Annotated in this window: 19 protein-coding genes, 1 pseudogene and 1 riboswitch; of the genes and pseudogenes, 12 read left to right on the top strand and 8 right to left on the bottom strand. The window is 67.6% G+C overall.

Going from position 1 to position 24,310, the window contains the following annotated elements:
* On the bottom strand, window positions 1-1,932 hold the full coding sequence (locus ACNQVK_RS18960; protein WP_418030723.1) for an ABC transporter ATP-binding protein/permease: 1,932 nt from the start codon (window positions 1,930-1,932) through the stop codon (window positions 1-3).
* Between the two features lie 98 nt (window positions 1,933-2,030).
* Between ACNQVK_RS18960 and secA2 the strand changes: the two genes are divergently transcribed.
* From secA2 to gcvP, 11 genes and pseudogenes are all read left to right on the top strand, one after another.
* On the top strand, window positions 2,031-4,376 hold the full coding sequence (secA2, locus tag ACNQVK_RS18965) for an accessory Sec system translocase SecA2 (RefSeq protein WP_418030724.1): 2,346 nt from the start codon (window positions 2,031-2,033) through the stop codon (window positions 4,374-4,376).
* Between the two features lie 9 nt (window positions 4,377-4,385).
* The gene (locus ACNQVK_RS18970; RefSeq protein ID WP_418030725.1) at window positions 4,386-5,015 is read left to right on the top strand and encodes a CDP-alcohol phosphatidyltransferase family protein; all 630 of its coding nucleotides are present in this window, start codon (window positions 4,386-4,388) and stop codon (window positions 5,013-5,015) included.
* Window positions 5,012-5,911, top strand: coding sequence for a DUF881 domain-containing protein (locus tag ACNQVK_RS18975; protein ID WP_044518828.1), 900 nt, complete (start codon window positions 5,012-5,014; stop codon window positions 5,909-5,911). Before ACNQVK_RS18970 ends, ACNQVK_RS18975 begins: the two co-directional genes overlap by 4 nt.
* A 28-nt stretch (window positions 5,912-5,939) precedes the next feature.
* Entirely contained in the window at window positions 5,940-6,272 is a 333-nt protein-coding gene (locus tag ACNQVK_RS18980; protein ID WP_003882035.1) for a small basic family protein, read from the top strand.
* Between the two features lies 1 nt (window position 6,273).
* The gene (locus tag ACNQVK_RS18985) at window positions 6,274-7,221 is read left to right on the top strand and encodes a DUF881 domain-containing protein (RefSeq protein WP_418030726.1); all 948 of its coding nucleotides are present in this window, start codon (window positions 6,274-6,276) and stop codon (window positions 7,219-7,221) included.
* A 37-nt stretch (window positions 7,222-7,258) separates the two neighbouring features.
* Window positions 7,259-7,654, top strand: coding sequence for a glycine cleavage system protein GcvH (gene gcvH, locus ACNQVK_RS18990; protein WP_036449745.1), 396 nt, complete (start codon window positions 7,259-7,261; stop codon window positions 7,652-7,654).
* Between the two features lie 189 nt (window positions 7,655-7,843).
* A complete protein-coding gene (gene garA, locus ACNQVK_RS18995) occupies window positions 7,844-8,323 on the top strand; it encodes a glycogen accumulation regulator GarA (protein WP_090433156.1) in 480 nt (159 codons plus the stop codon).
* A 3-nt stretch (window positions 8,324-8,326) separates the two neighbouring features.
* Window positions 8,327-9,072 (top strand): annotated as a pseudogene (locus ACNQVK_RS19000) (MerR family transcriptional regulator).
* Between the two features lie 123 nt (window positions 9,073-9,195).
* Window positions 9,196-9,690: a bifunctional nuclease family protein gene (locus ACNQVK_RS19005; RefSeq protein ID WP_044518823.1), complete on the top strand. Its 495-nt coding sequence runs from the start codon at window positions 9,196-9,198 to the stop codon at window positions 9,688-9,690.
* 255 nt (window positions 9,691-9,945) lie between these two features.
* Window positions 9,946-10,566 carry a MerR family transcriptional regulator gene (locus ACNQVK_RS19010; protein ID WP_036387126.1) on the top strand — a complete coding sequence of 207 codons (621 nt, stop codon included), beginning with the start codon at window positions 9,946-9,948 and terminating at the stop codon, window positions 10,564-10,566.
* Between the two features lie 115 nt (window positions 10,567-10,681).
* Window positions 10,682-10,780: riboswitch (glycine riboswitch) on the top strand.
* 153 nt (window positions 10,781-10,933) lie between these two features.
* Window positions 10,934-13,765: an aminomethyl-transferring glycine dehydrogenase gene (gcvP, locus tag ACNQVK_RS19015; protein ID WP_418030727.1), complete on the top strand. Its 2,832-nt coding sequence runs from the start codon at window positions 10,934-10,936 to the stop codon at window positions 13,763-13,765.
* 35 nt (window positions 13,766-13,800) lie between these two features.
* On the opposite strand, the gene ACNQVK_RS19020 is transcribed toward gcvP, so the two are convergent.
* From ACNQVK_RS19020 to ACNQVK_RS19040, 5 genes are all read right to left on the bottom strand, one after another.
* Entirely contained in the window at window positions 13,801-14,223 is a 423-nt protein-coding gene (locus ACNQVK_RS19020; RefSeq protein WP_418030728.1) for an EVE domain-containing protein, read from the bottom strand.
* A gap of 43 nt (window positions 14,224-14,266) precedes the next feature.
* A complete protein-coding gene (locus tag ACNQVK_RS19025; RefSeq protein WP_418030729.1) occupies window positions 14,267-16,558 on the bottom strand; it encodes a substrate-binding domain-containing protein in 2,292 nt (763 codons plus the stop codon).
* A gap of 55 nt (window positions 16,559-16,613) precedes the next feature.
* Complete coding sequence (locus ACNQVK_RS19030) at window positions 16,614-18,824, bottom strand: malate synthase G (RefSeq protein WP_418030730.1); 2,211 nt, start codon at window positions 18,822-18,824, stop codon at window positions 16,614-16,616.
* A 78-nt stretch (window positions 18,825-18,902) separates the two neighbouring features.
* On the bottom strand, window positions 18,903-19,760 hold the full coding sequence (locus ACNQVK_RS19035) for a 3-methyladenine DNA glycosylase (RefSeq protein WP_418034218.1): 858 nt from the start codon (window positions 19,758-19,760) through the stop codon (window positions 18,903-18,905).
* Between the two features lie 132 nt (window positions 19,761-19,892).
* Window positions 19,893-20,966 (bottom strand): zinc-binding dehydrogenase, encoded by a 1,074-nt coding sequence (locus ACNQVK_RS19040; protein WP_418030731.1) that lies wholly within the window; start codon window positions 20,964-20,966, stop codon window positions 19,893-19,895.
* Between the two features lie 136 nt (window positions 20,967-21,102).
* Here ACNQVK_RS19040 and ACNQVK_RS19045 point away from each other — a divergent pair, with 136 nt between their 5' ends.
* Window positions 21,103-21,717 (top strand): helix-turn-helix domain-containing protein, encoded by a 615-nt coding sequence (locus tag ACNQVK_RS19045; protein WP_418030732.1) that lies wholly within the window; start codon window positions 21,103-21,105, stop codon window positions 21,715-21,717.
* A gap of 9 nt (window positions 21,718-21,726) precedes the next feature.
* Here ACNQVK_RS19045 and ACNQVK_RS19050 read toward each other — a convergent pair whose 3' ends face one another.
* Window positions 21,727-22,779: a hemolysin family protein gene (locus ACNQVK_RS19050; RefSeq protein ID WP_418030733.1), complete on the bottom strand. Its 1,053-nt coding sequence runs from the start codon at window positions 22,777-22,779 to the stop codon at window positions 21,727-21,729.
* Window positions 22,772-24,139 carry a hemolysin family protein gene (locus tag ACNQVK_RS19055; RefSeq protein WP_418030734.1) on the bottom strand — a complete coding sequence of 456 codons (1,368 nt, stop codon included), beginning with the start codon at window positions 24,137-24,139 and terminating at the stop codon, window positions 22,772-22,774. The genes ACNQVK_RS19050 and ACNQVK_RS19055 overlap by 8 nt, the downstream gene beginning before the upstream one ends.
* Window positions 24,140-24,310 lie beyond the last annotated feature (171 nt).

Below are 24,310 nucleotides of genomic sequence, written 5' to 3' on the forward strand. Positions count from 1 at the left end.
TCAGGGTTGCTTGACCAGGTCGGCCGTGTCGTCCTCGACTCGGCCGAGCCGCCATTCGCCGTCACCCAGCAGTTCCAGTTCGTGGGTGTGGTGCTGCTCGACGGTCGTGCGGTGGCTGACACTGACCAAGATCGTGTTGGGCAGGTCGGTGCGCACACGCTGATAGAGCATGTACTCGAGACCTTCGTCGAGCGCGGAGGTCGACTCGTCGAGGAACACGACCTTGGGCTTGACGAGCAGGATGCGGGCGAACGCGATCCGTTGCTGCTCACCGGGAGACAGCACCTTGGCCCAGTCCTGGACCTCGTCGAGCCGGTCGACCAGGTGCGCCAGCGCCACCTCTTCGAGCGTCCGCTTGAGTGTCTCGTCGTCGACGGTGCACTCCTCGCCGGGATAGGTGACCACGGCGCGCAGGTCTCCGAGCGGTACGTAGGGGAGCTGGGACAGGAACATCGTTTCGTTCGGGCCGCACGGACGGGTCAGAGTGCCCGAGGTGAACGGCCACAGCTCGGCAAGGCTTCGCAGCAGGGTGGTCTTGCCGCTGCCGGACTGGCCGGTGATCACCAATGTGTCGCCAACCTGCAGGTGCAGGTCGAGTGGCTTGATGAGCTGTTTGCCGTCCGGCGTGCGGACCTCGACATCGGTGAGCTTCACCGTGCCGTCGACACATGGCAGGGTGGTCACCTCCGGCAATGCCCTGCCCGCTTCGTTGGCCACGACGAGCCCGTGCAGACGCATGATCGCGGCCCGGTAGCCGGCGAATTGGTCGTAGGCATTACGAAAGAACGACAACCCGTCGAGCAGGCTTCGAAAGGCGCTGGCAGTCTGGTTCAGCGCGCCGAGGGTGATCTCGCCGCTGTAGAACCGCGGGAACTGCACGATGTAGGGGATGAGCTCCTGGGCCTGGTCGATGGAGTTGTTCCAGCCCTGGAACTTGATCATCCGGTTGATGTAGGTCCGGTAGTTCGACAGGACCGGTGCGAACAGCTTCCGTAGGCCGGTTCGCTCGGCGATCTCTCCGCGGTAGAAGGCCACTGCCTCGGAGGCGTCGCGCAGCCGCACCAGCGCATAGCGGAAGGCCGCGTTGTACTTCTCGTTGTTGAAGGCCAGCCGGATGATCGGCCGGCCGAGCCAGAATGCCACCACTGTGGCGAACAGGACGTAGACGATGCCGATCCAGAAGATCGCCCGGGGAAGTTCGATCCCGACGAGGGGCAAGGTGACTCCACCGGACAGGTTCCACAGAATCGCTGTGAACGAAATCATCGAGGCCACCGAATAGATGGAGCCGAACAGCAGGGTATTCGTGGAGCCGGCGCTCGGGCGGTTCGGCAGCGAGTCGATGCCCGCGGTGAAGGTGTCGATGTCGGCCTGGATGCGCTGGTCCGGATTGTCGATGGTGTCGTCGATGAAGCGCGTCCGGTAATAAGCCTTGCCGTCCAGCCAGTCACCGGTGAGCCGGCTGGTCAGCCAGGCCCGCCAGCGCAGCATGAATCGTTGGGCCATATAGATGTCGAGCATGATCCGGGCGATGTGGATCGCGGCCAGTAACGCGAAGACACCCAGAGACAGCCAGAAACCGTCTTTACCGGATACTTTCACGGCCTCGTTGCCGCTGGAGATGCCACCGGCGATGACCTGGAAGCTGGTCATCATGTCGTTGCCCTGGTAGCTGAAGAGCACCGCCAGCCGCACCCCGGTGATCACCGACAGCAGCAGCGCCCCCAGCCAAGCCCACACGATCACACTGTCGCGCCCGGTGAAGTACTCACGGGTGATCCGCCAGAACTGCCTGCCCCAGGTGGTGAACCTCGCGATCAGGACCAGGATCACCAACGTGCAGGCCGCGGTGATCAGCCAGCCTTTGGCGATCCACACCAGCGACGTCACGAGCTCGACGCTCCAATCGAGCGTGGGACTGAACATCTCCATGCGGGCAAGGTACCCCGCAATGCTGCGACGGGCGGTGCGGAGCGCTCAGCGGGACCGGTCGCGTTCGCGGCCCACTGACCTCCGCGTACCGTGAACATGTGCCGAAGACGTCCAGCGCCAAACCGGGCCGCGTGAGCAGCAAGTTCTGGAAGCTACTGGGGGCCAGTACCGAGCGGAATCAAGCCCGGTCGCTCTCAGAGGTGAAGGGTGCAGCCGAATTCGAGGACAAGGCTGCCGGACTCGACGACGAACAGCTCACCAAGGCCGCCAAGCTGCTCGAGCTGCAGGACCTGGCCGCGTCCGCGGACATGCCGCAGTTCCTGGCGCTGGCGCGCGAAGCCGCCGAACGGACCACCGGTCTGCGTCCCTTTGACGTGCAGCTGCTCGCGGCGCTGCGCATGCTGGCCGGCGACGTCGTCGAGATGGCCACCGGTGAGGGCAAGACCCTGGCCGGGGCGATCGCGGCGGCCGGTTACGCGATCGGCGGCCGGCACGTCCACGTCATCACCATCAACGACTACCTGGCGCGACGCGATGCCGAGTGGATGACCCCGCTGCTGGAGGCGCTGGGGCTCACGGTCGGCTGGATCACCGCGGACTCCACGGCCGAGCAGCGCCGGGAGGCTTATGAGTGCAACGTCACCTACGCCTCGGTCAACGAGATCGGTTTCGACGTGCTGCGTGATCAGCTGGTCACCGACGTCGCCGACCTGGTCTCCCCGAACCCCGACGTGGCCCTGATCGACGAGGCCGACTCGGTGCTGGTCGACGAGGCGCTGGTGCCGCTGGTGCTGGCCGGCACCAGCCACCGGGAACAGCCGCGTGTCGAGGTCATCCGTATGGTCGGCGACCTCACCGCCGGAACGGATTTCGACACCGACGACGACAACCGCAACGTGCACCTCACCGAGGCCGGTGCCCGCAAGCTGGAGGCCCGGCTGGGCAACATCGACCTGTACTCCGAGGAGCACGTCGCCACCACGCTGACCGAGGTCAACGTCGCGCTGCACGCGCACGTGCTGCTGCAGCGCGATGTGCACTACATCGTGCGGGACGGTGCGGTCCATCTGATCAACGCGTCCCGCGGGCGCATCGCCTCACTGCAGCGATGGCCGGACGGCCTGCAGGCCGCCGTCGAGGCCAAGGAAGGTATCGAGACCACGGAGACCGGCGAGGTGCTCGACACCATCACGGTCCAGGCACTGGTCAACCGCTATCCGACGGTGTGCGGCATGACCGGTACCGCGCTGGCCGCCGGCGAGCAGCTGCGCCAGTTCTACAAACTCGGGGTGTCGCCGATCCCGCCGAACAAGCCCAACATCCGCGAGGACGAGACCGACCGGGTGTACCTCACCGAGGCGGCCAAGAACCACGCCATCGTCGAGCACATCGCCGAGGTGCACGAGACCGGTCAGCCGGTGCTGGTCGGCACCCACGACGTCGCCGAGTCCGAGGATCTGCACCGCAGGCTGGTCAAGGCGGGCGTCCCCGCCGTCGTGCTCAACGCCAAGAACGACGCCGAAGAGGCGGCCGTGATCGCCGAGGCGGGCAAGCTGGGCTCGGTGACGGTGTCCACCCAGATGGCCGGCCGCGGCACCGACATCCGGCTGGGCGGATCCGACGCGGCCGACGACTCTGCCGAGAAGGAGAAGGTGGCCGACCTCGGCGGACTGCACGTCGTCGGCACCGGCCGCCACCACACCGAGCGGCTCGACAATCAGCTGCGCGGGCGCGCCGGGCGCCAGGGCGACCCCGGCTCGACGGTGTTCTTCTCCAGCTGGGAAGACGAGGTGGTGGCCGCTCACCTGGACGACACCAAGCTGCCCACCGAGACCGACGAGGACGGCCGGATCACCGCGCCCAAGGCGGCAGGTCTGCTCGACCACGCGCAGCGCGTCGCCGAGGGCAGGCTGCTCGACGTGCACGCCAACACCTGGCGCTACAACCAGTTGATCGCGCAGCAGCGCGCCATCATCGTGGACCGTCGCGAAACCCTGCTGCGTACCGACACCGCACGTCAGGAGCTGAAAGACCGCTCACCGGAGCGCTACGCCAAGCTGGCCGAGGACCTCGGCGACGACGGTGAGGAGAAGCTGGAGAAGATCTGCCGGCTGATCATGCTGTATCACCTGGACCGGGGCTGGTGTGACCACCTGGCCTTCCTCGCCGACATCCGGGAGAGCATCCACCTACGGGCGCTGGGCCGCCAGAACCCGCTCGACGAGTTCCACCGGATGGCCGTCGACGCGTTCGCTTCGCTGGCAGCCGACGCCATCGAGGCTGCCCAGCAGACCTTCGACACGGCGGACTCGATCGAGGACGAGCCGGGCATCGATCTGTCCAAGCTCGCGCGGCCGACGTCGACGTGGACCTACATGGTCCACGACAATCCGCTCAACGACGACACGATGTCGGCGCTGAGCCTGCCGGGTGTATTCCGCTAGGTTCTAGGCATGGAACACGCGCCTGCTCCTGAGGGCAGGAGCGCGACGAGTCGGGCCGCCTCATCCGGGCCGGATCGGGTGCTGACCGTGCCCAATGCGCTCAGTGTGCTGCGGCTGCTGCTGGTGCCGGTGTTCCTGTGGCTGCTGTTCGGCGCGCACGCCAACGGGTGGGCCGTCGCGGTCCTCATGTTCAGCGGCTTCTCCGACTGGGCCGACGGCAAGATCGCGCGCCTGGTCGACAACCAGTCCTCGCGGCTGGGCGAACTGCTCGACCCTTTCGTCGACCGCATCTACATGGTCACCGTCCCGGTCGCGCTGGCCTTGTACGGCGTGGTGCCGTGGTGGCTGGTGCTGACCCTGCTGGGGCGCGATGTGCTGCTGGCGGCGACGCTGCCGCTGCTGCGCAGCCGGGGACTGACCGCCCTGCCGGTGACGTATCTGGGAAAGGCTGCCACCTTCGCGCTGATGTCGGGATTCCCGTGGGTGCTGCTCGGCCAGTGGGACGCGACATGGAGCCGGGTGGCACTGGCCTGCGGCTGGGCCTTCCTGCTGTGGGGCGTGGCGCTGTATCTGTGGTCGGCGGTGCTTTATCTGATACAGGTGACGATGGTGGTGCGACAACTCCCCGCCCGGTCATGAGCACCCTGGGCGGCTACGAGTCAGGGGCCGGGCTCAACGACCATGAGGCCCACGCCCCCAAGCGCATTCCGCTGCCCTCGCTCCTGCGGTCGTTGCTGACGGACCATCTCGATCCCGGTTATGCCGCGGCGGCCGCGGCTCGTGAAGCCGGTGACCGCCCGCGCCGGCGGTTCGGCGATTTCGCGTGGATGTTGGTGGGCGCGGGCGCGATCGCCACGGTGTTCGCCGTGGCGGCCGGTCAGGCCCAGACCGCGGCCCCGGCCGCCCGGGAAGCCCAGCACACACTGGCAGGCCGGGTGCGGGCGGCTCAGATCGGTGCTGACAAGGCCAGTTCCGAGCGCAACGCACTCGTGGATCAGGTGGACGCCGAGCGCCGCAGCAGGCTCGGCATGGACGAGAACGGCCAGCGTCTGCTCGGCAGCCTGGACACGGCCAACATCGAAGCCGCGGCCATTCCGATGATCGGTCCCGGGCTGACCGTCACGGTGACCGACCCCGGCCTGTCCAAAGATCTGAGCGACGTGTCCAAACAGCGGGTTGCCGGTGGTCAGCAGATCATCCTCGACCGGGATCTGCAGCTGGTGGTGAACTCGCTGTGGGCCAGTGGGGCAGAGGCGGTTTCGGTGGGCGGTGTGCGGGTCGGTGCCGGTGTCACGATTCGCCAGGCGGGCGGAGGGATTCTGGTCGACAACCAGCCGATCACGAGTCCGTATGTCATTGTGGCCATCGGACCGCCGAAGGGGATGGCCGATACTTTCGATCGCACTCCGGGTCTGCAGCGGCTGCGGCTGCTGGAGACCTCCTACGGGGTCGGGGTGAACGTGAGTGCGGGCGACGGGCTGACCGTGCCCGCGGTGTCGGTACGAGATGTCAACTTCGCCAAACAGATTGGATAGGCCTGACGTGCACAGGATTGACCGTTAGATGATCGGGATCGTCGCACTGGTCGTCGGGATCGTGCTCGGGTTGGTGTTCCACCCCAGCGTTCCCGAGTTCGTCGAGCCGTATCTTCCGATCGCCGTGGTGGCGGCACTCGACGCGGTCTTCGGCGGGTTGAGGGCCTACCTGGAGCGGATATTCGACGCCAAGGTGTTCGTGGTGTCGTTCGTGTTCAACGTGCTGGTCGCCGCGTTGATCGTCTACGTCGGCGATCAATTGGGCGTCGGTACCCAGTTGTCGACGGCGATCATCGTGGTCCTCGGCATCCGGATCTTCGGCAACGCCGCGGCGCTGCGGCGCAGGTTGTTCGGCGCCTGACATGAGCGAACCCGAATCTCCGCCCCCGGCCGAGCCGGACGAGCCGGCCGGCACCCCCGAGCCGGACCGGGCCGAGGCGCAGGCTGATGCCCAGCCCGCGGCGCAGGCCGAAGAAGCTCAGGCCGAACAAGCTCAGCCGGAACCGGCGCCGGAACATCACGCCGAGCACCATGCCGAGCACCACGGCCGCCACGAGATGCCCGCGGATGTCTCGCCACGCCGGTTCCGGAATCTTCGGATCGTGCGCCGCAGCCGTTCGCAGCTGATGTTCGGCGGCCTCGGGGTGCTGCTGTGCATTCTGCTGGGCATGGCGATCGTCACACAGGTTCGCCAGAACGAGTCCGGAGATTCGCTGGAGACCGCCCGGCCGGCGGATCTGCTGGTGCTGCTGGATTCTCTGCAGCAACGTGAGGGCTCGCTCAACACCGAGGTGGCCGATCTGCAGCGGACCCTGCAGCAGTTACAGGCATCCGGCAGCAGCGATCAGGCCGCGATCGAGAACGCGCAGTCCCGGCTGGAGGCGTTGTCCATCCAGATCGGCACGGTGGCCGCGACGGGTCCGGGAGTGACGCTCACCATAGAGGACAACGCGCCCGGGGTGCCTGCCGAGACGATGCTCGATGTGATCAACGAGCTGCGTGCCGCCGGCGCCGAGGCCATCGAGATCCGCGGCGGCGATCAGCAATCCGCGGTGCGGGTGGGCCTGGACACCTGGATAATCGGTGCGCCCGGGGCGCTCACCGCCGACGACGTGACCCTGCGGCCACCGTATTCTGTTCTGGCGATAGGGGATCCGCCGACGCTGGCGGCCGCGATGAACATTCCCGGCGGGGCAATGGACAGCGTCAAACGCGTCGGCGGCACGATGGTGGTACAACAAGCCGAGCGTGTCGACGTCACCGCCTTGCGGCAACCGAAACCACGCCAATACGCTCAGCCCGTCAAGTGAGTACAGCAACCCATCGCCCGACAACCAAAGGAGCGCCGTGAGCGAGATCCCAGCCGACCTGTACTACACCTCGGAGCACGAGTGGGTACTGCGTACCGGTGACGACACGGTGCGCGTCGGCATCACCGATTACGCGCAGTCCGCCCTCGGCGATGTGGTGTTCGTGCAGCTGCCCGACGTCGGTGCCCAGCTGGCCGCGGGCGATGCGTTCGGCGAGGTCGAGTCGACCAAGTCGGTGTCGGACCTGTACGCCCCCGTGGCAGCGAAAGTCGTTGCGGTCAACGGTGATCTGGACGGTAGCCCGCAGCTGGTCAACTCCGACCCCTACGGCGAAGGCTGGCTGGTCGATCTGCGGCTCGAGGAGGGCACGCTCGAGGACGCGCTGGCCGGTTTGCTCGACGCGGACGGCTACCGCGCCGCCGTGACCGAGTGAGTAATTGTTAGGGTTTCCACGGCCGGTCGCCAAGACCGGTCGGGCCGTGCCCGGCGCGCAGATATCTTCCCCATCGGATCCGGCGGTGGTGGACCCAACGATGCCTGATGCGCGGTACGGTCGACATGAGACCGACGATGGGCTGGGGCCACGCCGGGCAACGCCACAGCAGCCAGTGAGGAGCAGCGGGTGACGGACAAGGACAGCAATTTGGGGGCCGACCAGTCGGAAGACGTGACGGTGGAAACCACATCGGTTTTCCGTGCGGACTTCTTGAACGAACTGGATGCGCCCGCAGCGGCCGGTACCGAAGGCGCCGTATCCGGTGTCGAGGGCCTGCCCGCGGGTTCGGCATTGCTCGTCGTCAAGCGCGGACCGAACGCCGGATCGCGTTTCCTGCTCGATCAGCCGACCACGTCGGCGGGTCGTCACCCGGACAGCGATATTTTTCTCGATGACGTGACGGTGAGCCGGCGACACGCCGAGTTCCGGTTGGAGAGCGGCGAGTTCCAGGTTGTCGACGTCGGCAGCCTCAACGGGACGTATGTCAACCGCGAGCCGGTCGATTCGGCCGTTCTCGCCAACGGCGACGAGGTGCAGATCGGGAAGTTCCGGCTGGTGTTCCTCACCGGTCCCCGCTCTGACGACGACAGCGGCTCCGCCAGCTAGCCGATGACTGCCCCCGACAGACCTGCACTGGCCGGGATGTCGATCGGCGCAGTGCTGGACCTGCTGCGGGGCGACTTTCCGGACATCAGCATCTCCAAGATCCGATTCCTCGAGGCAGAGGGACTAGTCACGCCGCAGCGCACCGCGTCGGGGTACCGGCGGTTCACCGCGTACGACTGTGCGCGATTGCGGTTCATCCTGACCGCGCAGCGTGACCAGTACCTGCCGTTGAAGGTGATCAAGGCCCAGTTGGACGCCCAACCCGACGGTGAGTTGCCACAGGCGGGATCCGCCTACGGTGTGCCGCGTTTGGTGCCGGTATCCGAGGGTGGGGACGGCTCGCCGGACGGCGCCGCCGGTGTTTCGGCGGTGGCGCCGCCGCAGGTCCGGCTGTCCCGCGAAGATCTGTTGGCCCGGTCGGGCATCGACGACGAGATGCTGGGGGCGCTGGTGCGCAACGGCATCATCACCGCCGGGCCGGGCTTTTCGATGAACATTCCGTGGTGATCGCGCAGTGTGCGCGCGCCCTCGGTGACTACGGTGTCGAGCCCCGACACCTGCGGGCGTTCCGCTCCGCGGCGGACCGGCAATCCGACCTGATCGCCCAGATCGCGGGCCCCGTGGGCAAGGCGAGCAAGGCCGGAGCCCGCGACCGCGCCGACGATCTGGCGCGTGAGGTGGCCGCCCTGGCGATCACCCTGCACACGTCGCTCATCAAGTCCGCCGTACGCGACGTTCTGGATCGCTGAGGACTAGACTCGTTTTGACGGCCAGTTCGTCTACGTCGGGACCCCTGGCAATGTGGTGATGGCGGACAGTGCGACGGACGAAGATTCGACGAAACGGCACGGCGGTGCGGAGGGCAGGCACAGATGGCTGAGGTTCGCGTGGTCGGCATTCGGGTGGAACAGCCGCAGAACCAGCCCGTGTTGCTTTTGCGGGAATCCAACGGTGATCGCTACCTACCGATCTGGATCGGGCAGTCGGAGGCTGCCGCGATCGCGCTGGAACAGCAGGGCGTCGAGCCCGCCCGGCCGCTCACCCACGACCTGATCCGAGATGTCATTACCGCCCTTGGGCATTCGCTCAAAGAGGTGCGGATCGTCGACCTGCAGGAAGGCACCTTCTACGCCGACCTGATCTTCGACCGCGACATCAAGGTGTCGGCCAGGCCCTCGGACTCGGTGGCGATCGCCCTGCGTGTCGGCGTCCCGATCTACGTGGAGGAGGCGGTGCTGGCCGAGGCCGGCCTGCTGATCCCGGACGAGAACGACGAAGAGGCTGCAGGCACTGTCCGCGAGGACGAGGTCGAGAAGTTCAAGGAATTCCTGGACAGCGTTTCCCCGGACGACTTCAAGGCCACATGACCGCCGCCCGCGCCGCTGCGCCGTCGCAGATCACGGATACGTCTCAAGTGGGCATACCGGTGTCAACACGCGGCGCGGGAGCCGATCGGGCGGGAATTCGGGCGCCATACTTTCTCTGCAGCGGGCATTCAGGGCTCGGCGGGAAGCGTATGCTCGACACATTCGAGCTCGCAGCAAACCGCCGCGGCACAGGTGGCCGCGGTACATGACGTAGTAGTACGACGCGGGCGAGTTCGAACGGCGAGAGGATTCACAGTGGGTGACACGCCACGGCAGGAAGAGCTGGATCTGACCACCGGGAGCGGCGCGGAGCCGCCTGTCAGGCCGGCCGGCGAACCCGTGCAGGGTGGGCTGTTCCCCGACGATTCGGTTCCTGACGAACTCGTCGGTTATCGCGGCCCGAGCGCGTGCCAGATCGCCGGGATCACCTACCGGCAGCTCGATTACTGGGCGCGCACCTCCCTGGTGGTTCCCTCCATCCGGGGCGCGGCCGGTTCGGGCAGCCAGCGCCTCTACTCGTTCAAGGACGTTCTGGTCCTCAAGATCGTCAAGCGGTTGCTCGACACCGGTATCTCGTTGCACAACATCCGGGTCGCGGTCGACCACCTGCGCCAACGAGGCGTGCAGGATCTGGCCAACATCACCCTGTTCTCCGACGGCACCACGGTCTACGAGTGCACGTCCGCCGAAGAGGTTGTCGACCTGCTGCAGGGCGGTCAGGGCGTGTTCGGCATCGCGGTATCCGGCGCCATGCGTGAGCTGACCGGCACCATCGCCGATTTCCCGGGCGAGCGTGCCGACGGCGGCGAGTCCATCGCATCACCCGAGGATGAGCTGGCGTCGCGGCGCAAAAGCCGCGACCGCAAGATCGGCTGACCCTCCCTCCCGACCAGACACCTAGGCGCCCCGCATCCGGTGATGCGGGGCACCTGCGCGTCGGTGCACGCTATGCGGAGAAGCCAGTGGATGCCCGGTAAGATGAGGGACGCATCGCCCTCGCGCGGGAGAGCTTCGTGACAGCCAGCCACGGACGCCGAAGGAGCAATACCTCTCCGTCAACCTCTCAGGCACCCAGGACCGCGCCAGGCCCCGATGCCTCTGGAAAGCGGTGCCCGCTGGGCACCCGCCCATGGGGAAAAGTCCTGCACCGGGGCTGAATCTCTCAGGCACCCGGACCGGGTCGACGACAGAGGGAGAGGGACTGCTACGACGTCTGAGCACGTCTGCGCCTCAGGAGAGTGTCGTGTCCGACCAGCATCAATCGCGTTTCTCCGATCGTCACATCGGCCCGGACGCCTCCGCCGTCAGCACCATGCTCGACGTGATCGGCGTGGCATCCCTCGACGAGCTCGCTGCCAAGGCGCTTCCGGCAGGCATCCTCGACGCGCTGTCGTCCGGTGGTGTCGCCCCGGGCCTGGAGGGTCTGCCCGCGCCGGCCACCGAGGAGGAGTCACTGGCCGAGCTGCGCGCGTTGGCCGACTCCAACACCACCGCGGTCTCGATGATCGGTCAGGGCTACTTCGACACCTTCACGCCCGCCGTGCTGCGGCGCAACATTCTTGAGAACCCCGCCTGGTACACCGCGTACACGCCGTACCAGCCCGAGATCAGCCAGGGCCGTCTCGAGGTCCTGCTGAACTTCCAGACCATGGTCTCGGATCTGACCGGCCTCGAGGTGGCCAACGCCTCGATGCTCGACGAGGGCACCGCCGCGGCCGAGGCCATGACGCTGATGCACCGCGCGACCAAGTCCAAGGCGAATCGACTCCTGGTCGACACCGACGTGTACGCGCAGACCGCGGCCGTGCTGGCCACCCGGGCGGAGCCGCTCGGCATCGAGATCGTCACGGCCGATCTGCGCCAGGGACTTCCGGACGGCGAGTTCTTCGGTGTCATCGTGCAACTGCCCGGAGCGAGCGGGCGGGTAGGCGATTGGTCCGCGCTGATCAGCGCAGCCCACGAGCACGGCGCGCTTGTCGCCGTCGGTGCCGACCTGCTGGCGCTGACCGTGATCACCCCGCCCGGCGAGATCGGCGCCGACGTGGCCTTCGGAACGAGCCAACGGTTCGGCGTGCCAATGGGATTCGGTGGACCCCACGCCGGCTATCTGGCCGTGCACGCCAAGCATGCCCGGCAGTTGCCGGGCCGGCTCGTCGGCGTCTCCGTCGACGCCGACGGCGCGCCGGCCTACCGCCTGGCGCTGCAGACCCGCGAGCAGCACATCCGCCGGGACAAGGCGACCAGCAACATCTGTACCGCACAGGTGCTGCTGGCGGTGATGGCCGCGATGTACGCCAGCTATCACGGCGCTCAAGGACTGACTGCGATCGCCCGCCGCGTGCACGGCCACGCCTCGGCGATCGCCGGCGCGCTGGGCGATGCGCTGGTGCACGACAAGTACTTCGACACCGTGCTGGCCCGGGTTCCCGGACGCGCCGACGCGGTGGTCGCGGCCGCCAAGGCCAAGGGGATCAACCTGTGGCGCGTGGATGCCGATCACGTGTCGGTGTCCTGCGACGAGGCGACCACCGATGCGCATGTGGCCGCGGTACTGGAGGCGTTCGGCGTCTCGGCCGCCGAACCGGTGTCGGCGGGCGTCGTGACGCGGACCTCGGAATTCCTCACGCACCCGGCGTTCAACAAGTACCGCACCGAGACCGAGATGATGCGTTACCTCCGGGCGTTGGCGGACAAGGACATCGCGTTGGACCGCAGCATGATTCCGCTGGGCTCCTGCACGATGAAGCTCAACGCGGCCGCTGAGATGGAGCCGATCACCTGGCCCGAGTTCGGCCGTCAGCACCCGTTCGCGCCGGCATCGGACAATCCGGGACTGCGCAAACTGATCGCCGATCTGCAGGACTGGCTCACCGGGATCACCGGCTACGACCAGATCTCGTTGCAGCCCAATGCCGGTTCGCAGGGCGAGTACGCCGGACTGCTGGCGATCAAGGCCTACCACGTCTCACGGGGAGACACCGACCGCGACCTCTGCCTGATCCCGTCGAGCGCACACGGCACCAACGCGGCCTCGGCGGCACTGGCCGGCATGCGCGTCGTGGTGGTGGCGTGCCGTGAGAACGGCGATGTCGACCTCGACGACCTGCGTGCGAAGATCGCCGAACACGCGGATCGTGTTGCGGCGCTGATGATCACCTACCCGTCGACGCACGGGGTGTACGAGCACGACGTCGCCGACATCTGCGCTGCGGTGCACGACGTGGGCGGACAGGTCTATGTGGACGGCGCGAACCTCAACGCGCTGGTCGGTCTGGCGCGGCCGGGTCGCTTCGGGGGTGACGTCAGCCACCTGAACCTGCACAAGACGTTCTGCATCCCGCACGGCGGCGGCGGGCCCGGTGTCGGGCCGGTCGCGGTGCGGTCGCATCTGGCTCCGTTCCTGCCGGGCCATCCGCTGGCCGACGAACTGCCCGATGAGCTCACCGTGTCGTCGGCACCGTACGGGTCGGCGTCGATCCTGCCGATCACCTGGGCCTACATCCGGATGATGGGCGCCGAAGGTCTGCGCGCGGCGACCCTGACCGCGATCGCGTCGGCCAACTACGTGGCCCGCAGGCTCGACGAGTACTACCCGGTCCTCTACACCGGCGAGAACGGCATGGTCGCCCACGAGTGCATCCTGGATCTGCGCGGGATCACCAAGGCCACCGGCGTGACCGTCGACGATGTGGCAAAGCGACTGGCGGACTACGGTTTCCACGCACCGACCATGAGCTTCCCGGTGGCCGGCACGTTGATGGTCGAGCCGACCGAGAGCGAGAGCCTGGCCGAGGTCGACGCGTTCTGCGACGCGATGATCGCCATCCGCGCCGAGATCGACCGGGTCGGCTCGGGGGAGTGGTCGGTGGACGACAACCCCTTGCGCGGCGCCCCGCACACCGCCGAGTGCCTGCTGGTGGCCGACTGGGACCACCCCTACACCCGCGAGCAGGCTGCCTACCCGCTGGGCAAGGGATTCCGTCCCAAGGTCTGGCCGCCGGTGCGGCGCATCGACGGCGCCTACGGTGACCGGAACCTGGTGTGTTCATGCCCGCCGGTCGAGGCGTTCGCCTGACGGCCCCTGCGGCTGCCGGTTGCGCCCGGCCCCTGTCAGGGTGACGGTGTCATCGCCGAACGGATGAGCTCGAAGTCGTGTTGGTCGATGCGGAACAGGCCGAACCGGAACCGGTAGCCCCAGCGGCGCTTGTCCTCGATGAAATCGAGTTCGTCGATGAGCGGCCGGATGGGTGTCTCGACGCAGTCGGCGAAAGCCACATGGCGCCGGTACGGATGGAAGTCGGGACTCATCTCGACTTGGTAGGGCTCGTCGTCGGTGACTGTTCCGAGGGCCGTGAACGTCTGCAGCACGGCTCCGTCGGGGTAGTCCGACTTGGGTGAGTAGAAGATGATCTCGTCACCACGACTGAGCCGACGTACCCCGTCGGCCTTTCCGTGGTTGGCCTGCGTGAAGCCGCCGGCGACGCCCCGCAGTACGTGCGCCCGGCTGATCGTGTTTATCCAGTACGCGGTCACAGCGCCACGTTAACCGTGACGTGTGACATCGCCTGCTCGCGGATCAGCCCAGCAAGGTGTTGACGGCGGTGGTCAACTCGGGCGAGGCCGAGCTGGAGATGTGTTGGTAGGTGCCGCTACTGGCCTGTGCGACAGCCTCCCAGGTGGCCCGGTCGGAGCTGCTGCCGAAATCGATCACGTTGACCGCGATCGGGCGGGCAGAGTCGAATGCGCCGCGGATGTACTCCTGCAACCCTGCCCCGTCCAGGCTCTGATCGGTGTGTGGCCCGGTGGTGATCACCAGAATCGAGTTGGTCTGGCCCTCACGGTATTTCGACAGTGCCTCGGTGTAGAGCATCCGAAGGGTGGTGAACGACACCGCGCCGCCACCGGACGCGGACTGTTCGTCCAGCGTCGAGGTCAGCGCATCGGAGCGGCGTTGTCCGTTCACCGGTTCGGCCAACGGTCCGGTCGAGATCTCGGAGCGGCCCTCGGTGCCGTCGAAGGTCCACAACCCGACCGAGGCGGTGTCCGGCAGTGCCTTGAGCCGGCTGTCGAGCGCGGCCACGACGTTGGCCAACCGGGACTTGCCGCCCTCCTCGGTGGGCATCGACTGGTCGAGCATGATGGTGACCGCCGGATTCCCCGACGGCGCGGCCGTCGAGTTCGCCAGCGTCACCCGCATGGTGTTGTCACCGATCGACAGCGGCGCCGCGAGCTGGGAGAACCCGGTGACGTCGCTGGACGGCGGAGTCGTTCCCTCGGCGCGGAACCCGGCCTTGGCGAGCTCGGCCAGCTGCTCCGGCTTGCGCAGATAGCGGGCGAACTCGTTGGCCGCGGTGACCTGTTCCTTCTCCAGCCAGTCTCCGGCCAGTAGCACCGTCGGGTAGTCGGCGGTGGCGGTCGGACCGGGCGGCAGCCAACCGGCCAACGAGGACTTGGCATTGTCGAGCGAGGTGCCCCGCTGGAAGATCTGCTGTTCGGTGGTGGCCACCGCGTGAACCGGCGCGGTCGCCGGATCGGAGGCGTTGAGCAGCGCGTCCATGGCGGTTCCCAGCTCGGAGTCGTCGAGTTTGGGCTGCCCGCGGAGCAGGCTGTTGACACCGCTCATGCCCGAGGTCGCCGGTGCGCCCGCGGGGGCGGATGCCGCGGCGACGGCCTCGACCGCCAGGGCTGCGGCATCGCCGTTGCTGTGGGTCGGCAGTGCGAGTTTGAGTGTGCCCCAACCGGGTAGCTTGAGCGCGTTCATCGCGGCCGGGCTGCTCTGCAGTTGCGGCAGGGTGGCCCAGGTCTGTTGTGCCAGTGCGTCCTTGAGCTGCGGACGGACCGCGAGCAGAACCGGTGAGGTGACCAGGGAGCGGCTGTCGCTGACCGTCTTGGCGCCTGCGGTCGCCTCCAGCCGCGCCTCGGCGATGCTGCTCGCCGGAATCCACAGCGCCGGACGGTCGCCGAGCTCGCTCGGCCACGCGTTGGCGAAGCCACCGACCACCCGGTCGGAATCGGCGGACTGCACGCGCACCTTGACGCAGCGGTCGCCCACGGGGCTGACCGACTCGTTGTAGGTGTTGGCCAGTCCCTCGATGCGGGACGAGATGGTCGGGTCTGCGATCACGGCGACCCCGAGCTCGCCGTCGACGCAGCGGGCGGCCGCGGCGTCGCTGCGGCCGGCGAGGACGTCACCGAAGAACTTCCACAGGATCATCGCGCCGACCACGGCCACCACGGTGCACAGCGCGACGATCACGCCGATGCTGACACCGCGACGCCCGGACTGAACGGCGCGATGGCTGCCGGTCCACTCGCCGTCCCAGTCGCCGCGCTGGCGACTCGTCGGGGTGGACGGGGGTGGCGGTTCGGAAACCGCGCCGAACTGCGCGGTCGGTTGATCATCGGCGTAGTCGTCGCCGTCGGAATACTCGTCGGAGTACTCCGCGGCGTAGCCGTCGTCGGCGCCGGCGTACTTGCCGCGGTAGCCGTCGACGTACTCGTCTTCGTAGCCCTCGTCGTCTTCGGCGTAATCGGCTTCGTCGTAGTCCGCTTCTTCGTAATCGGCGTACTCCGAATCGCGATAGTCGGATTCGTAGTCGTCGTCACCGTCGGCGTACTGGGCCGTGCGGTAATCGGGCTCGGCCCGGTACCCGCGGTCGTCCCGGTAGTCGGGCCCTTCGCGGTACCCGGGCGCATCCCGGTACCCGCGATCGGCCTGATGCCCGGGCGTGTCGAATTCGTCTCCGGCGCGCCGTGACTGGTCGCCGCGGGGACGCTCGTACCCACCGGAGTAACCGGCGTCGCCGACGGGCCCGTGGTCGGGCTCGTCGGGGGCATCCTCAGGGTCGGGAATGCTGTGCCTGCCCATTCCTAACCCCTGTACGTCTCGCGCCGACTAGTCATCCGGACCCGCCGAAGTCTAATCACTTCCCGGCGGTGCTCGCTTTGAACTCGCGGCGGCGGCGGTGCAGGATCGGCTCGGTGTAGCCGTTGGGCTGCTGAGCTCCGGCCAGGATCAGCTCCTGTGCCGCGCCGAACGCGATGCTGGCATCCGGGTTGGGCGCCATCGCCAGATAATCGGGATCGCCGGCGTTCTGCTCGTCGACGACCGCGGCCATCCGGCGCAGGCTGGCCTTGACGTCCTCCTCGGTGATGACGCCGTGACGCAGCCAGTTGGCCAGCAGCTGGCTGGAGATCCGCAGGGTGGCGCGGTCTTCCATGAGCGCGATGTCGTGGATGTCGGGAACCTTCGAACAGCCGACACCGGCGTCGATCCAGCGGACCACGTAGCCCAGGATCGACTGGCAGTTGTTGTCCACCTCTTCGTGGATCTCCTCGGGCGACCAGGTCAACGAGGAATCCGCCAGCGGGATCGTCAGCAGGTCTTCGAGCGTGGCGCGCTTCTTGCCGGCCAGTTCCTTCTGCACGGCCTCGACGTCCACCTGGTGGTAGTGCATCGCGTGCAGGGTGGCGGCGGTCGGCGAGGGAACCCACGCGGTGGTGGCACCGGCCTTCGGCTGGCCGATCTTCTGCTCGACCATGTCGGCCATCAGATCGGTCATGGCCCACATGCCCTTGCCGATCTGGGCCTTGCCGGCCAGACCGGTCGCCAGGCCCACGTCGACGTTGTTGTCCTCGTAGGCCTTGATCCACGGCTGGGCCTTCATGGCGCCCTTGCGGATCATCGGGCCGGCCTCCATCGAGGTGTGGATCTCGTCGCCGGTGCGGTCCAGGAAGCCGGTGTTGATGAACACCACGCGGTCGGCGGCGGCCTTGATGCTGGCCTTCAGGTTGACCGTGGTGCGACGTTCCTCGTCCATGATGCCGACCTTGAGGGTGCCGCCGGGCAGGCCGAGCACATCCTCGACGCGGCCGAAGAGCTCACAGGTGAAGGCGACCTCGTCGGGGCCGTGCATCTTGGGCTTGACGATGTAGACCGACCCGGTGCGGCTGTTCTTCAGCGGGCCGTTGGCTCCGTCGTTGTCGGCGGAGTCCTTCAAGCCGTGCATGGCGATCAGGCCGGTGAACAGCGCGTCCTGGATGCCCTCGGGGATCTCGTTGCCGTCCGCATCCACGATCGCGTCGTTGGTCATCAGGTGACCGACGTTGCGCACAAACAGCAGGCTGCGTCCGGGCAGGGTCAGCTCACCCTCGCCGTCCGGAGTGGTGAAGGTGCGGTCGGGGTTGAGGACGCGGGTGAAGGTCTTGCCGCCCTTGGCGACGTCTTCCGCCAAGTCGCCCCGGTTCAGGCCCAGCCAGTTGCGGTAGCCGAGCACCTTGTCGTCGGCGTCGACGGCGGCCACGGAGTCTTCGAAGTCCATGATCGTGGTGATCGCGGACTCCAGCACGACGTCCTTGATGCCGGCGGGGTCGGTCGAGCCGACGGGGGAGTCGGGGTCGACCAGGATCTCGATGTGCAGGCCGTGGTTGGCCAACAGCACCGACCACTGCGGCTGCCCCAGCTCACCGGTGTAGCCGACGAACTGCTCGGGGGCGGACAGGCCGGAGGACAGCCCGTCGCCGTACTCGACGAGCAACTGCCCATCGTCGATCTTCAGACCGGTTGCCTCGGCCCAGGTGCCCGCGGCCAGCGGCACAGCCTCGTCCAGGAAGTTGCGCGCGTAGGCGATCACCTTGTCGCCGCGAACCTTGTTGTAGCCCGTGCCCTTCTCGGCGCCGCCTTCTTCACTGATGACGTCGGTGCCGTAGAGCGCGTCGTACAGCGAGCCCCAGCGGGCGTTGGCGGCGTTGAGCGCGAAGCGGGCGTTGAGGATCGGCACCACGAGCTGCGGACCGGCGGTCGAGGTGATCTCGTCGTCGACACCGGAGGTGGTGATGGTGAAGTCGGCGGGCTCGGGCAGCAGGTACCCGATATCGGTGAGGAACTGCTTGTAGGCGTCGGGGTCGACCGGCTCCAGCACATGAGCGCGGTGCCACTTGTCGATCTGCGCCTGCAGATCGTCACGACGGGCCAGCAGGTCCTGGTTCTTCGGGGTGAGGTCAGCGACGACCTTGTCCACGCCGGACCAGAAGCTGTCCGGGTCGACGCCGGTGCCCGGCAGTGCCTCATTCGTGATGAAGTCGTGCAGCACCTGCGCGACGCGCAGGTTTCCGACAGTCACGCGATTGGTCATGCGCGTTTCCTCCCTCGGCTCCAGGCACCGTGCGATGCCTGCCGTTTATCCAGCTTACCCATTGGTAACGTCGGCCTTTCAGCCGTCCAGCCTGGTGAGCAACAGCTCACACCTGTTTGCCAGAGTGACCCGCAACGGAGCCGCCCGTTCGGCGATGCGCTGTTGGGCCCTGACGTATTCGGCACGCCCGGCCGGTGTTTCGATGGCGATCGGCTCGAAACCATAGCGCTTCAAGTCGTATGGGCTGGCACACATGTCGAGTGCCCGCGCGTCGGCCGCCAGATCGAGTGCGTCCATCACCAATTCCGAAGGCACCAGAGGACCCAGTTTGTAGGCCCATTTGTAGGTGTCCATGGCCGCGTGGATGCAGCCGGGCTGTTCGGCGTCGATCTGGTGCTCCCGGCTCAGTTGCCGGTCGTTGCGGGGAACGGCGGCGTCGGTGAAGAACCGGAATGCATCGAAGTGACTGCACCGCAACGGCATCGACTCCACAACGGCATCGGTTCCGGCGCTGCCGAGGCGCAGCGGAACCTGGTCGTGCCGTAGCTGGGGAGCCCGGTAGACCATGGCCCATTCATGTAGGCCGAAGCAGTTCATCCGGGGTGCCCGGGTGGCGGTCGCGCGCATCAACCGGGCGACGAATCGGACCGTCTCGATGCGCGAGCTCAGGTAGTCGGCCCGCACCGTGACGCCATCCGGGTGCGGGCCGTACCCGGTACGGCTCAGATAGGAGCCGGTGTTCTCGCCCGCGAGTACCACCCCGAAACCCGGATGCCATCGCCGTAGCTGCCGGGGGCGGAGGCTGTAATAGGTGAACAGGAAATCCCACACCGGATGCGGTTCACCGGCGTGTTGGCGGCGCAGGTGCGGTGTGAGGAATTCGTCGGCGCGTCGCCGGTGTGACTCAGCCCGTGCCGCCCAGTCCGGGGCCGCCATGACTTCTTCTGCTTCGGCGACGCCCGGCAGGGTCAATCCAGCCGCGCCAGATCCAGCGCGTCCTTCCATGTCTCCTCCACCGGGTGGCCCGCTGCCGCCGTTCGGCTCGAGCCTACCTGTGGAGTTGCGGGCTCAGTCGTGTGCTCCGGTGGTGACGACCAGCCGGCCCGTGGTCTGCCGGGCTTGCATCCGCTCCAGTTGCGCGGGCAGGTCCGCCCATGCCACCTCGGCGCCGATGACGGTCCGGATGGCCCCGGTGCGCAGCATCTCCAGCAGTTTGACGTGGGCGTCGAGGCCCTCGGAACGGGCAGGCCAGTTGAACCCGAGGGTGCGGCGGACCGCCAGCGGGTCGGTCACGTAGACCAGGCAGACGCCGCACACGTCGAAGTTGCCGTAGGCGATGGGACGCGGTGAGAGATAGTCACCGTCCTCCAGCGCGATGTCCTCGGCGAACCCGGCCATCAGATGCCGGCCGTGCAGGCCCATGCAGCGGAAGGTGTCGGTGGTCACGCTGCCGCCGACCGCGTCGAATGCGACGTCCACGCCGCGGCCGTAGGTGAGGTCCATGACCTGCTCCACCCAGTCGCCGTTGCGGTAGTTGACGGCGTGATCGGCGCCCAGCTGGCGACAGAACTCGACCTTCTCGTCACTGCCCGCGGTGGCGATCACCCGGGCGCCGAGCGCCTTGCCGAGCATCAGCGCGCCCGACCCGGTTCCGCCGGCCGCCGCGTGCACCAGCAAGGTCTCGCCGGGCTTGAGCCGGCCCCGCTCGTGCAGCGCGAACCAGCCCAGATGGAACGGGTAGTGCAGGGCGGCGCCGTCGGCGTCGCTGACCCAGGACGGCAGCTCCAGCGCGGTCGCCGCGTCGACGATGGCGTAGGAGGCGTACCCACCGAACGCCATCGAGGGGATACCCACGATGCGCCGGCCCACCAGGTGCTCGGCGCCGAGCCCGGCGCTCTCGACGACACCCACGGCCTCCATGCCGGGGATGAACGGCGGCTGCAGGGGCATGGTGGTGTACCGGCCCTGGATGACGTCGATGTCGTTGAAGTTCAGGCAGAAGGCGCGCACCGCGACCCGCACCTCGCCGGGCCCGGGTGCACGTACCTCGACAGTCTGGCGTTCCAGGACCTTCGCCGGATCCCCGAGGGCGGTGGCCACCCAGGCTTCGGCCGAAATCGGTTTGGCTGCAATATCGTTCACTGACTCACACCTCCATGGAGCATTTGTTATTACACGATGTAACAACAAATGTGACACCATGGCAACAGTGAGTTCCACTAGGCGGCCACTGCTGTGCCAGACTCGGCTGACCTGCCCGGCGATGTGAGGAGACAGCGTGGCGACGCGTCCGGCCGGCACTCGCCATCGGCGGCAGGGCTCTCGTCCCGACCCGTCGATCGACCAGGCAGTGCTGAGCACGACCCGCCGGCTGCTCGTGCAGCGCGGGTATGCGGCGACGTCCATCGACCTGATCGCCAGCACGGCCGGGGTCAGTCGGCCGACCATCTACCGCAGGTGGAAGTCCAAGGCGCTGCTGGTCCATGAGGCGGTGTTCCCGGACCTGGACCCGGCCGCGCCGAGCGACGACATCGCCACCGAGATCACCCGGCTGTGTCGCGGAGCGTTTCTGATGTTCTGCGATCCCGCTGTGCGGGAATCGATTCCGGGCCTGTTGACCGATCTGCGGGCGGACTCCGACATCCGCAGGCTCATGACGGAGCGGCTGGACGCCGCCGCGCGCACCCAGCTCGCATCGCTTCTGGCCGACCCCGCTTCAGCGCGGCGAGCCCGCAGGCAGATCAACGTCGACACCATCATGGATGCGATCGGCGGGGCCGCCCTGTACGCCGTGTGCGTACGCGGGGTCGACGATCCCCGGGAGATCGAACGTGCCGCCGCCGATCTGGCCGATCTGATCCTGCGCGGAATGCTCGATCAACCCGAGGGGTAGCCCTACCGCTCAGATGCGGTGCGTGCCGTCGCGCACCGTGCCGACCAGGTCCTCGACCAGGTCCTCCAGTGCGACCATCGCGGTCACGGCGTCGTCGGGTCCGGTCACGAGCGCGAGGTGGCTGTTGCTCCGCCGCATCCGCGACAAGGCGTCGGGCAGCGGTGTGGACGCCGGGATCCGCGGCAGCGGGCGCACCATGGACACGTCCAGCACCGCATCAGGGTCGTTGATGTGCGGCAGCACATCCTTGATGTGCAGGTACCCGATGAACTCGCCGAACGAATCCGCCACCGGGAAGCGGGAATAGCCCGTATCGGTGAGGGCCCGTTCCACATCGCCGACGGTCGGCCCCGACCCCGGCGCGGCGACCCGGATGGCATGGATCTCGCTCAACGGCATCGCGACATCGTCGACCGTGCGGCTGCGGGTCTGCAGGGCCCGGGTCAGCCGACCGTGTTCCTCGGTATCGAGCAGGCCTTCCGAAACCGACTCGGCGATCATCTCCGACAACTCGACGGTCGACACCGCCGATTCCAGCTCGTCCTTGGGCTCGACGCGGAACGCCCGCAGGGTGACGTTGGCGCACCAGTTGTAGAACGCGATGAACGGTCGGGCCGCGCGGATGTAGACCAGATACGGCGGGACCAGCAGCATCGCAGCGGTCTCGGGGCCGGCGATGGCGATGTTCTTCGGCACCATCTCGCCGAGCAGTACGTGCAGGATCACCACGATGGCCAGCGCGACGACGAACGAGACCGTGTGCAGCACGGTGTCGGACACCCCGATCAGCGCGAACGGCTTCTCCAGCAGGTGCGCGACGGCCGGCTCGCCGACCCGGCCCAACAGGATCGAGCAGATCGTGATGCCCAGCTGAGATCCGGCCAGCATGAGCGACAGGTGCTCGCCGGCCCGAATCACGGTGACAGCGCTGCGTTTACCCTGTTCTGCCAGCGCCTGCAGGCGATCGCGGCGGGCGGAGATCAGGGCGAATTCCGCGGCCACGAAGAACGCGTTGGCGGCCAGCAGCAGCACGGTCAACAGCACACCGAGGATGTCACCCATGGCTGTCCCCCTTGTGGCCGAGGCTGGTCAGCTCGAGCAGGTCGATCCGGCGGCCGTCCATCCGCACCACCGTGGCCAGCCAGTGCGTCGGTTTGTCGGGGTCCCCGTCGGGATCGAAGGCGGCCAGCTCCACGGACTCGCCGGTCTCCGGTATATGGCCGAGTTCCTGCAGGACCAGGCCTCCTATGGTTTCGTACTCGCCTTCGGGAGCACGGAATCCGGTGCTCGTCGCCACCTCGTCGATGCGCAGCAGCCCGGAAACCTGCCAACCGGCCCCGGCCGGCACCACGTCGGGGGTGGCGTCGTCGTGTTCGTCGCGCACGTCGCCGACGATCTCCTCGATCAGGTCCTCGACCGTCACCATGCCGGCGGTGCCGCCGTACTCGTCCACGACGAGCGCGGTCTGCAAGCCGTTGGCGCGGATCTGGGTCATGACGGCGTCGCCGTCGAGGGTGGAGGGCACGGTCGCCACCGGCAGTGCCAGGGCGGCCAGCCGGGTCTTCTCCCGGTCCTCGCGCGGGATCGTGAACACCTGCTTGATGTGGACCACACCGATGGTCTCGTCGAGGTCGCCTTCGACGATCGGGAAGCGCGAGTAGCCGGTGCGGATCGCCGCCGACATCAGGTCGGCGACCGAATCACCCGCGTCCAGGACCTCGATCTTGGAGCGCGGGGTCATCAGTTCCTCGGCGGAACGCTCGCCGAACTGCAGCGAGCGGTGCACCAGCAATGCGGTGGACGCGTCGAGCGATCCGCTGCGGGCCGAGTTGCGCACCAGTGACGCCAGTTCCTGCGCCGAGCGTGCCGACCGCAGTTCCTCGGCCGGCTCGATGCCCAGCCGGCGCAGGATCCAGTTGGCGGTGCCGTTGGTCAGCCGGATGACCGGGGTGAACAGCATCGAGAACAGCAGCTGGAACGGTGCCGACGCGCGGGCGGTCGGGACCGGGCGGGCCACCGCCAGGTTCTTCGGCACGAGCTCGCCGAACACCATCGACAGTGACGTCGCGATGAGGATGGCCAGGAACAGGGCCAGGCCACCAGCGACGTTCGGGGGGATGCCGATGGCGTCCAGGCCGGGGCGGATCAGCTCCCCGACGACGGGCTCGGCGAGATAACCGGTGGCCAGGGTGGTGATCGAGATACCGACCTGGGCCCCGGAGAGCTGGAAGGACAGGGTGCGGTGCGCGCGACGGACCAGCTGGTCGCGGCGGTCGCCGGTACGGGCGTTGGCCTCGACCGTGCTGCGCTCCAGTGCGGTCAGGGAGAACTCGGCGGCCACGAACACCGCGGTGCCGAAGGTGAGCAGGACGATCGCGAGGATCGACAGCAACGAGAAGACCACGTCGGTTGAGCTGCCCATCAGATTCTCACCAGTGCTACGCCGGCCGGGGCCCGGCCGACTAGAAGAGGGGTCGTCAGCTTCGGCGCTCAGAAGTGACTGGTGTTCCACCCCGAAGGCCGGTTCAGAACCGGAGGCCTCGGTGGGTGCCAACGGCACGTGAACCCTTTCGTTCGATCTGACCGAGTGGAC

The organism is Mycobacterium sp. 134, assembly GCF_048282715.1.
Taxonomy (GTDB): Bacteria; Actinomycetota; Actinomycetes; order Mycobacteriales; family Mycobacteriaceae; genus Mycobacterium; species Mycobacterium septicum.

Bases quoted from the DNA above. Each gene is read 5' to 3' on its own strand.
- ACNQVK_RS18960 (WP_418030723.1), bottom strand. From the start codon at position 1,932: ATGGAGATGTTCAGTCCCACGCTCGATTGGAGCGTCGAGCTCGTGACG.
- ACNQVK_RS18970 (WP_418030725.1), top strand. From the start codon at position 4,386: ATGGAACACGCGCCTGCTCCTGAGGGCAGGAGCGCGACGAGTCGGGCC.
- ACNQVK_RS18975 (WP_044518828.1), top strand. From the start codon at position 5,012: ATGAGCACCCTGGGCGGCTACGAGTCAGGGGCCGGGCTCAACGACCAT.
- ACNQVK_RS18980 (WP_003882035.1), top strand. From the start codon at position 5,940: ATGATCGGGATCGTCGCACTGGTCGTCGGGATCGTGCTCGGGTTGGTG.
- ACNQVK_RS18985 (WP_418030726.1), top strand. From the start codon at position 6,274: ATGAGCGAACCCGAATCTCCGCCCCCGGCCGAGCCGGACGAGCCGGCC.
- ACNQVK_RS19005 (WP_044518823.1), top strand. From the start codon at position 9,196: ATGGCTGAGGTTCGCGTGGTCGGCATTCGGGTGGAACAGCCGCAGAAC.
- ACNQVK_RS19025 (WP_418030729.1), bottom strand. From the start codon at position 16,558: ATGGGCAGGCACAGCATTCCCGACCCTGAGGATGCCCCCGACGAGCCC.
- ACNQVK_RS19030 (WP_418030730.1), bottom strand. From the start codon at position 18,824: ATGACCAATCGCGTGACTGTCGGAAACCTGCGCGTCGCGCAGGTGCTG.
- ACNQVK_RS19035 (WP_418034218.1), bottom strand. From the start codon at position 19,760: ATGGCGGCCCCGGACTGGGCGGCACGGGCTGAGTCACACCGGCGACGC.
- ACNQVK_RS19050 (WP_418030733.1), bottom strand. From the start codon at position 22,779: ATGGGTGACATCCTCGGTGTGCTGTTGACCGTGCTGCTGCTGGCCGCC.
- ACNQVK_RS19055 (WP_418030734.1), bottom strand. From the start codon at position 24,139: ATGGGCAGCTCAACCGACGTGGTCTTCTCGTTGCTGTCGATCCTCGCG.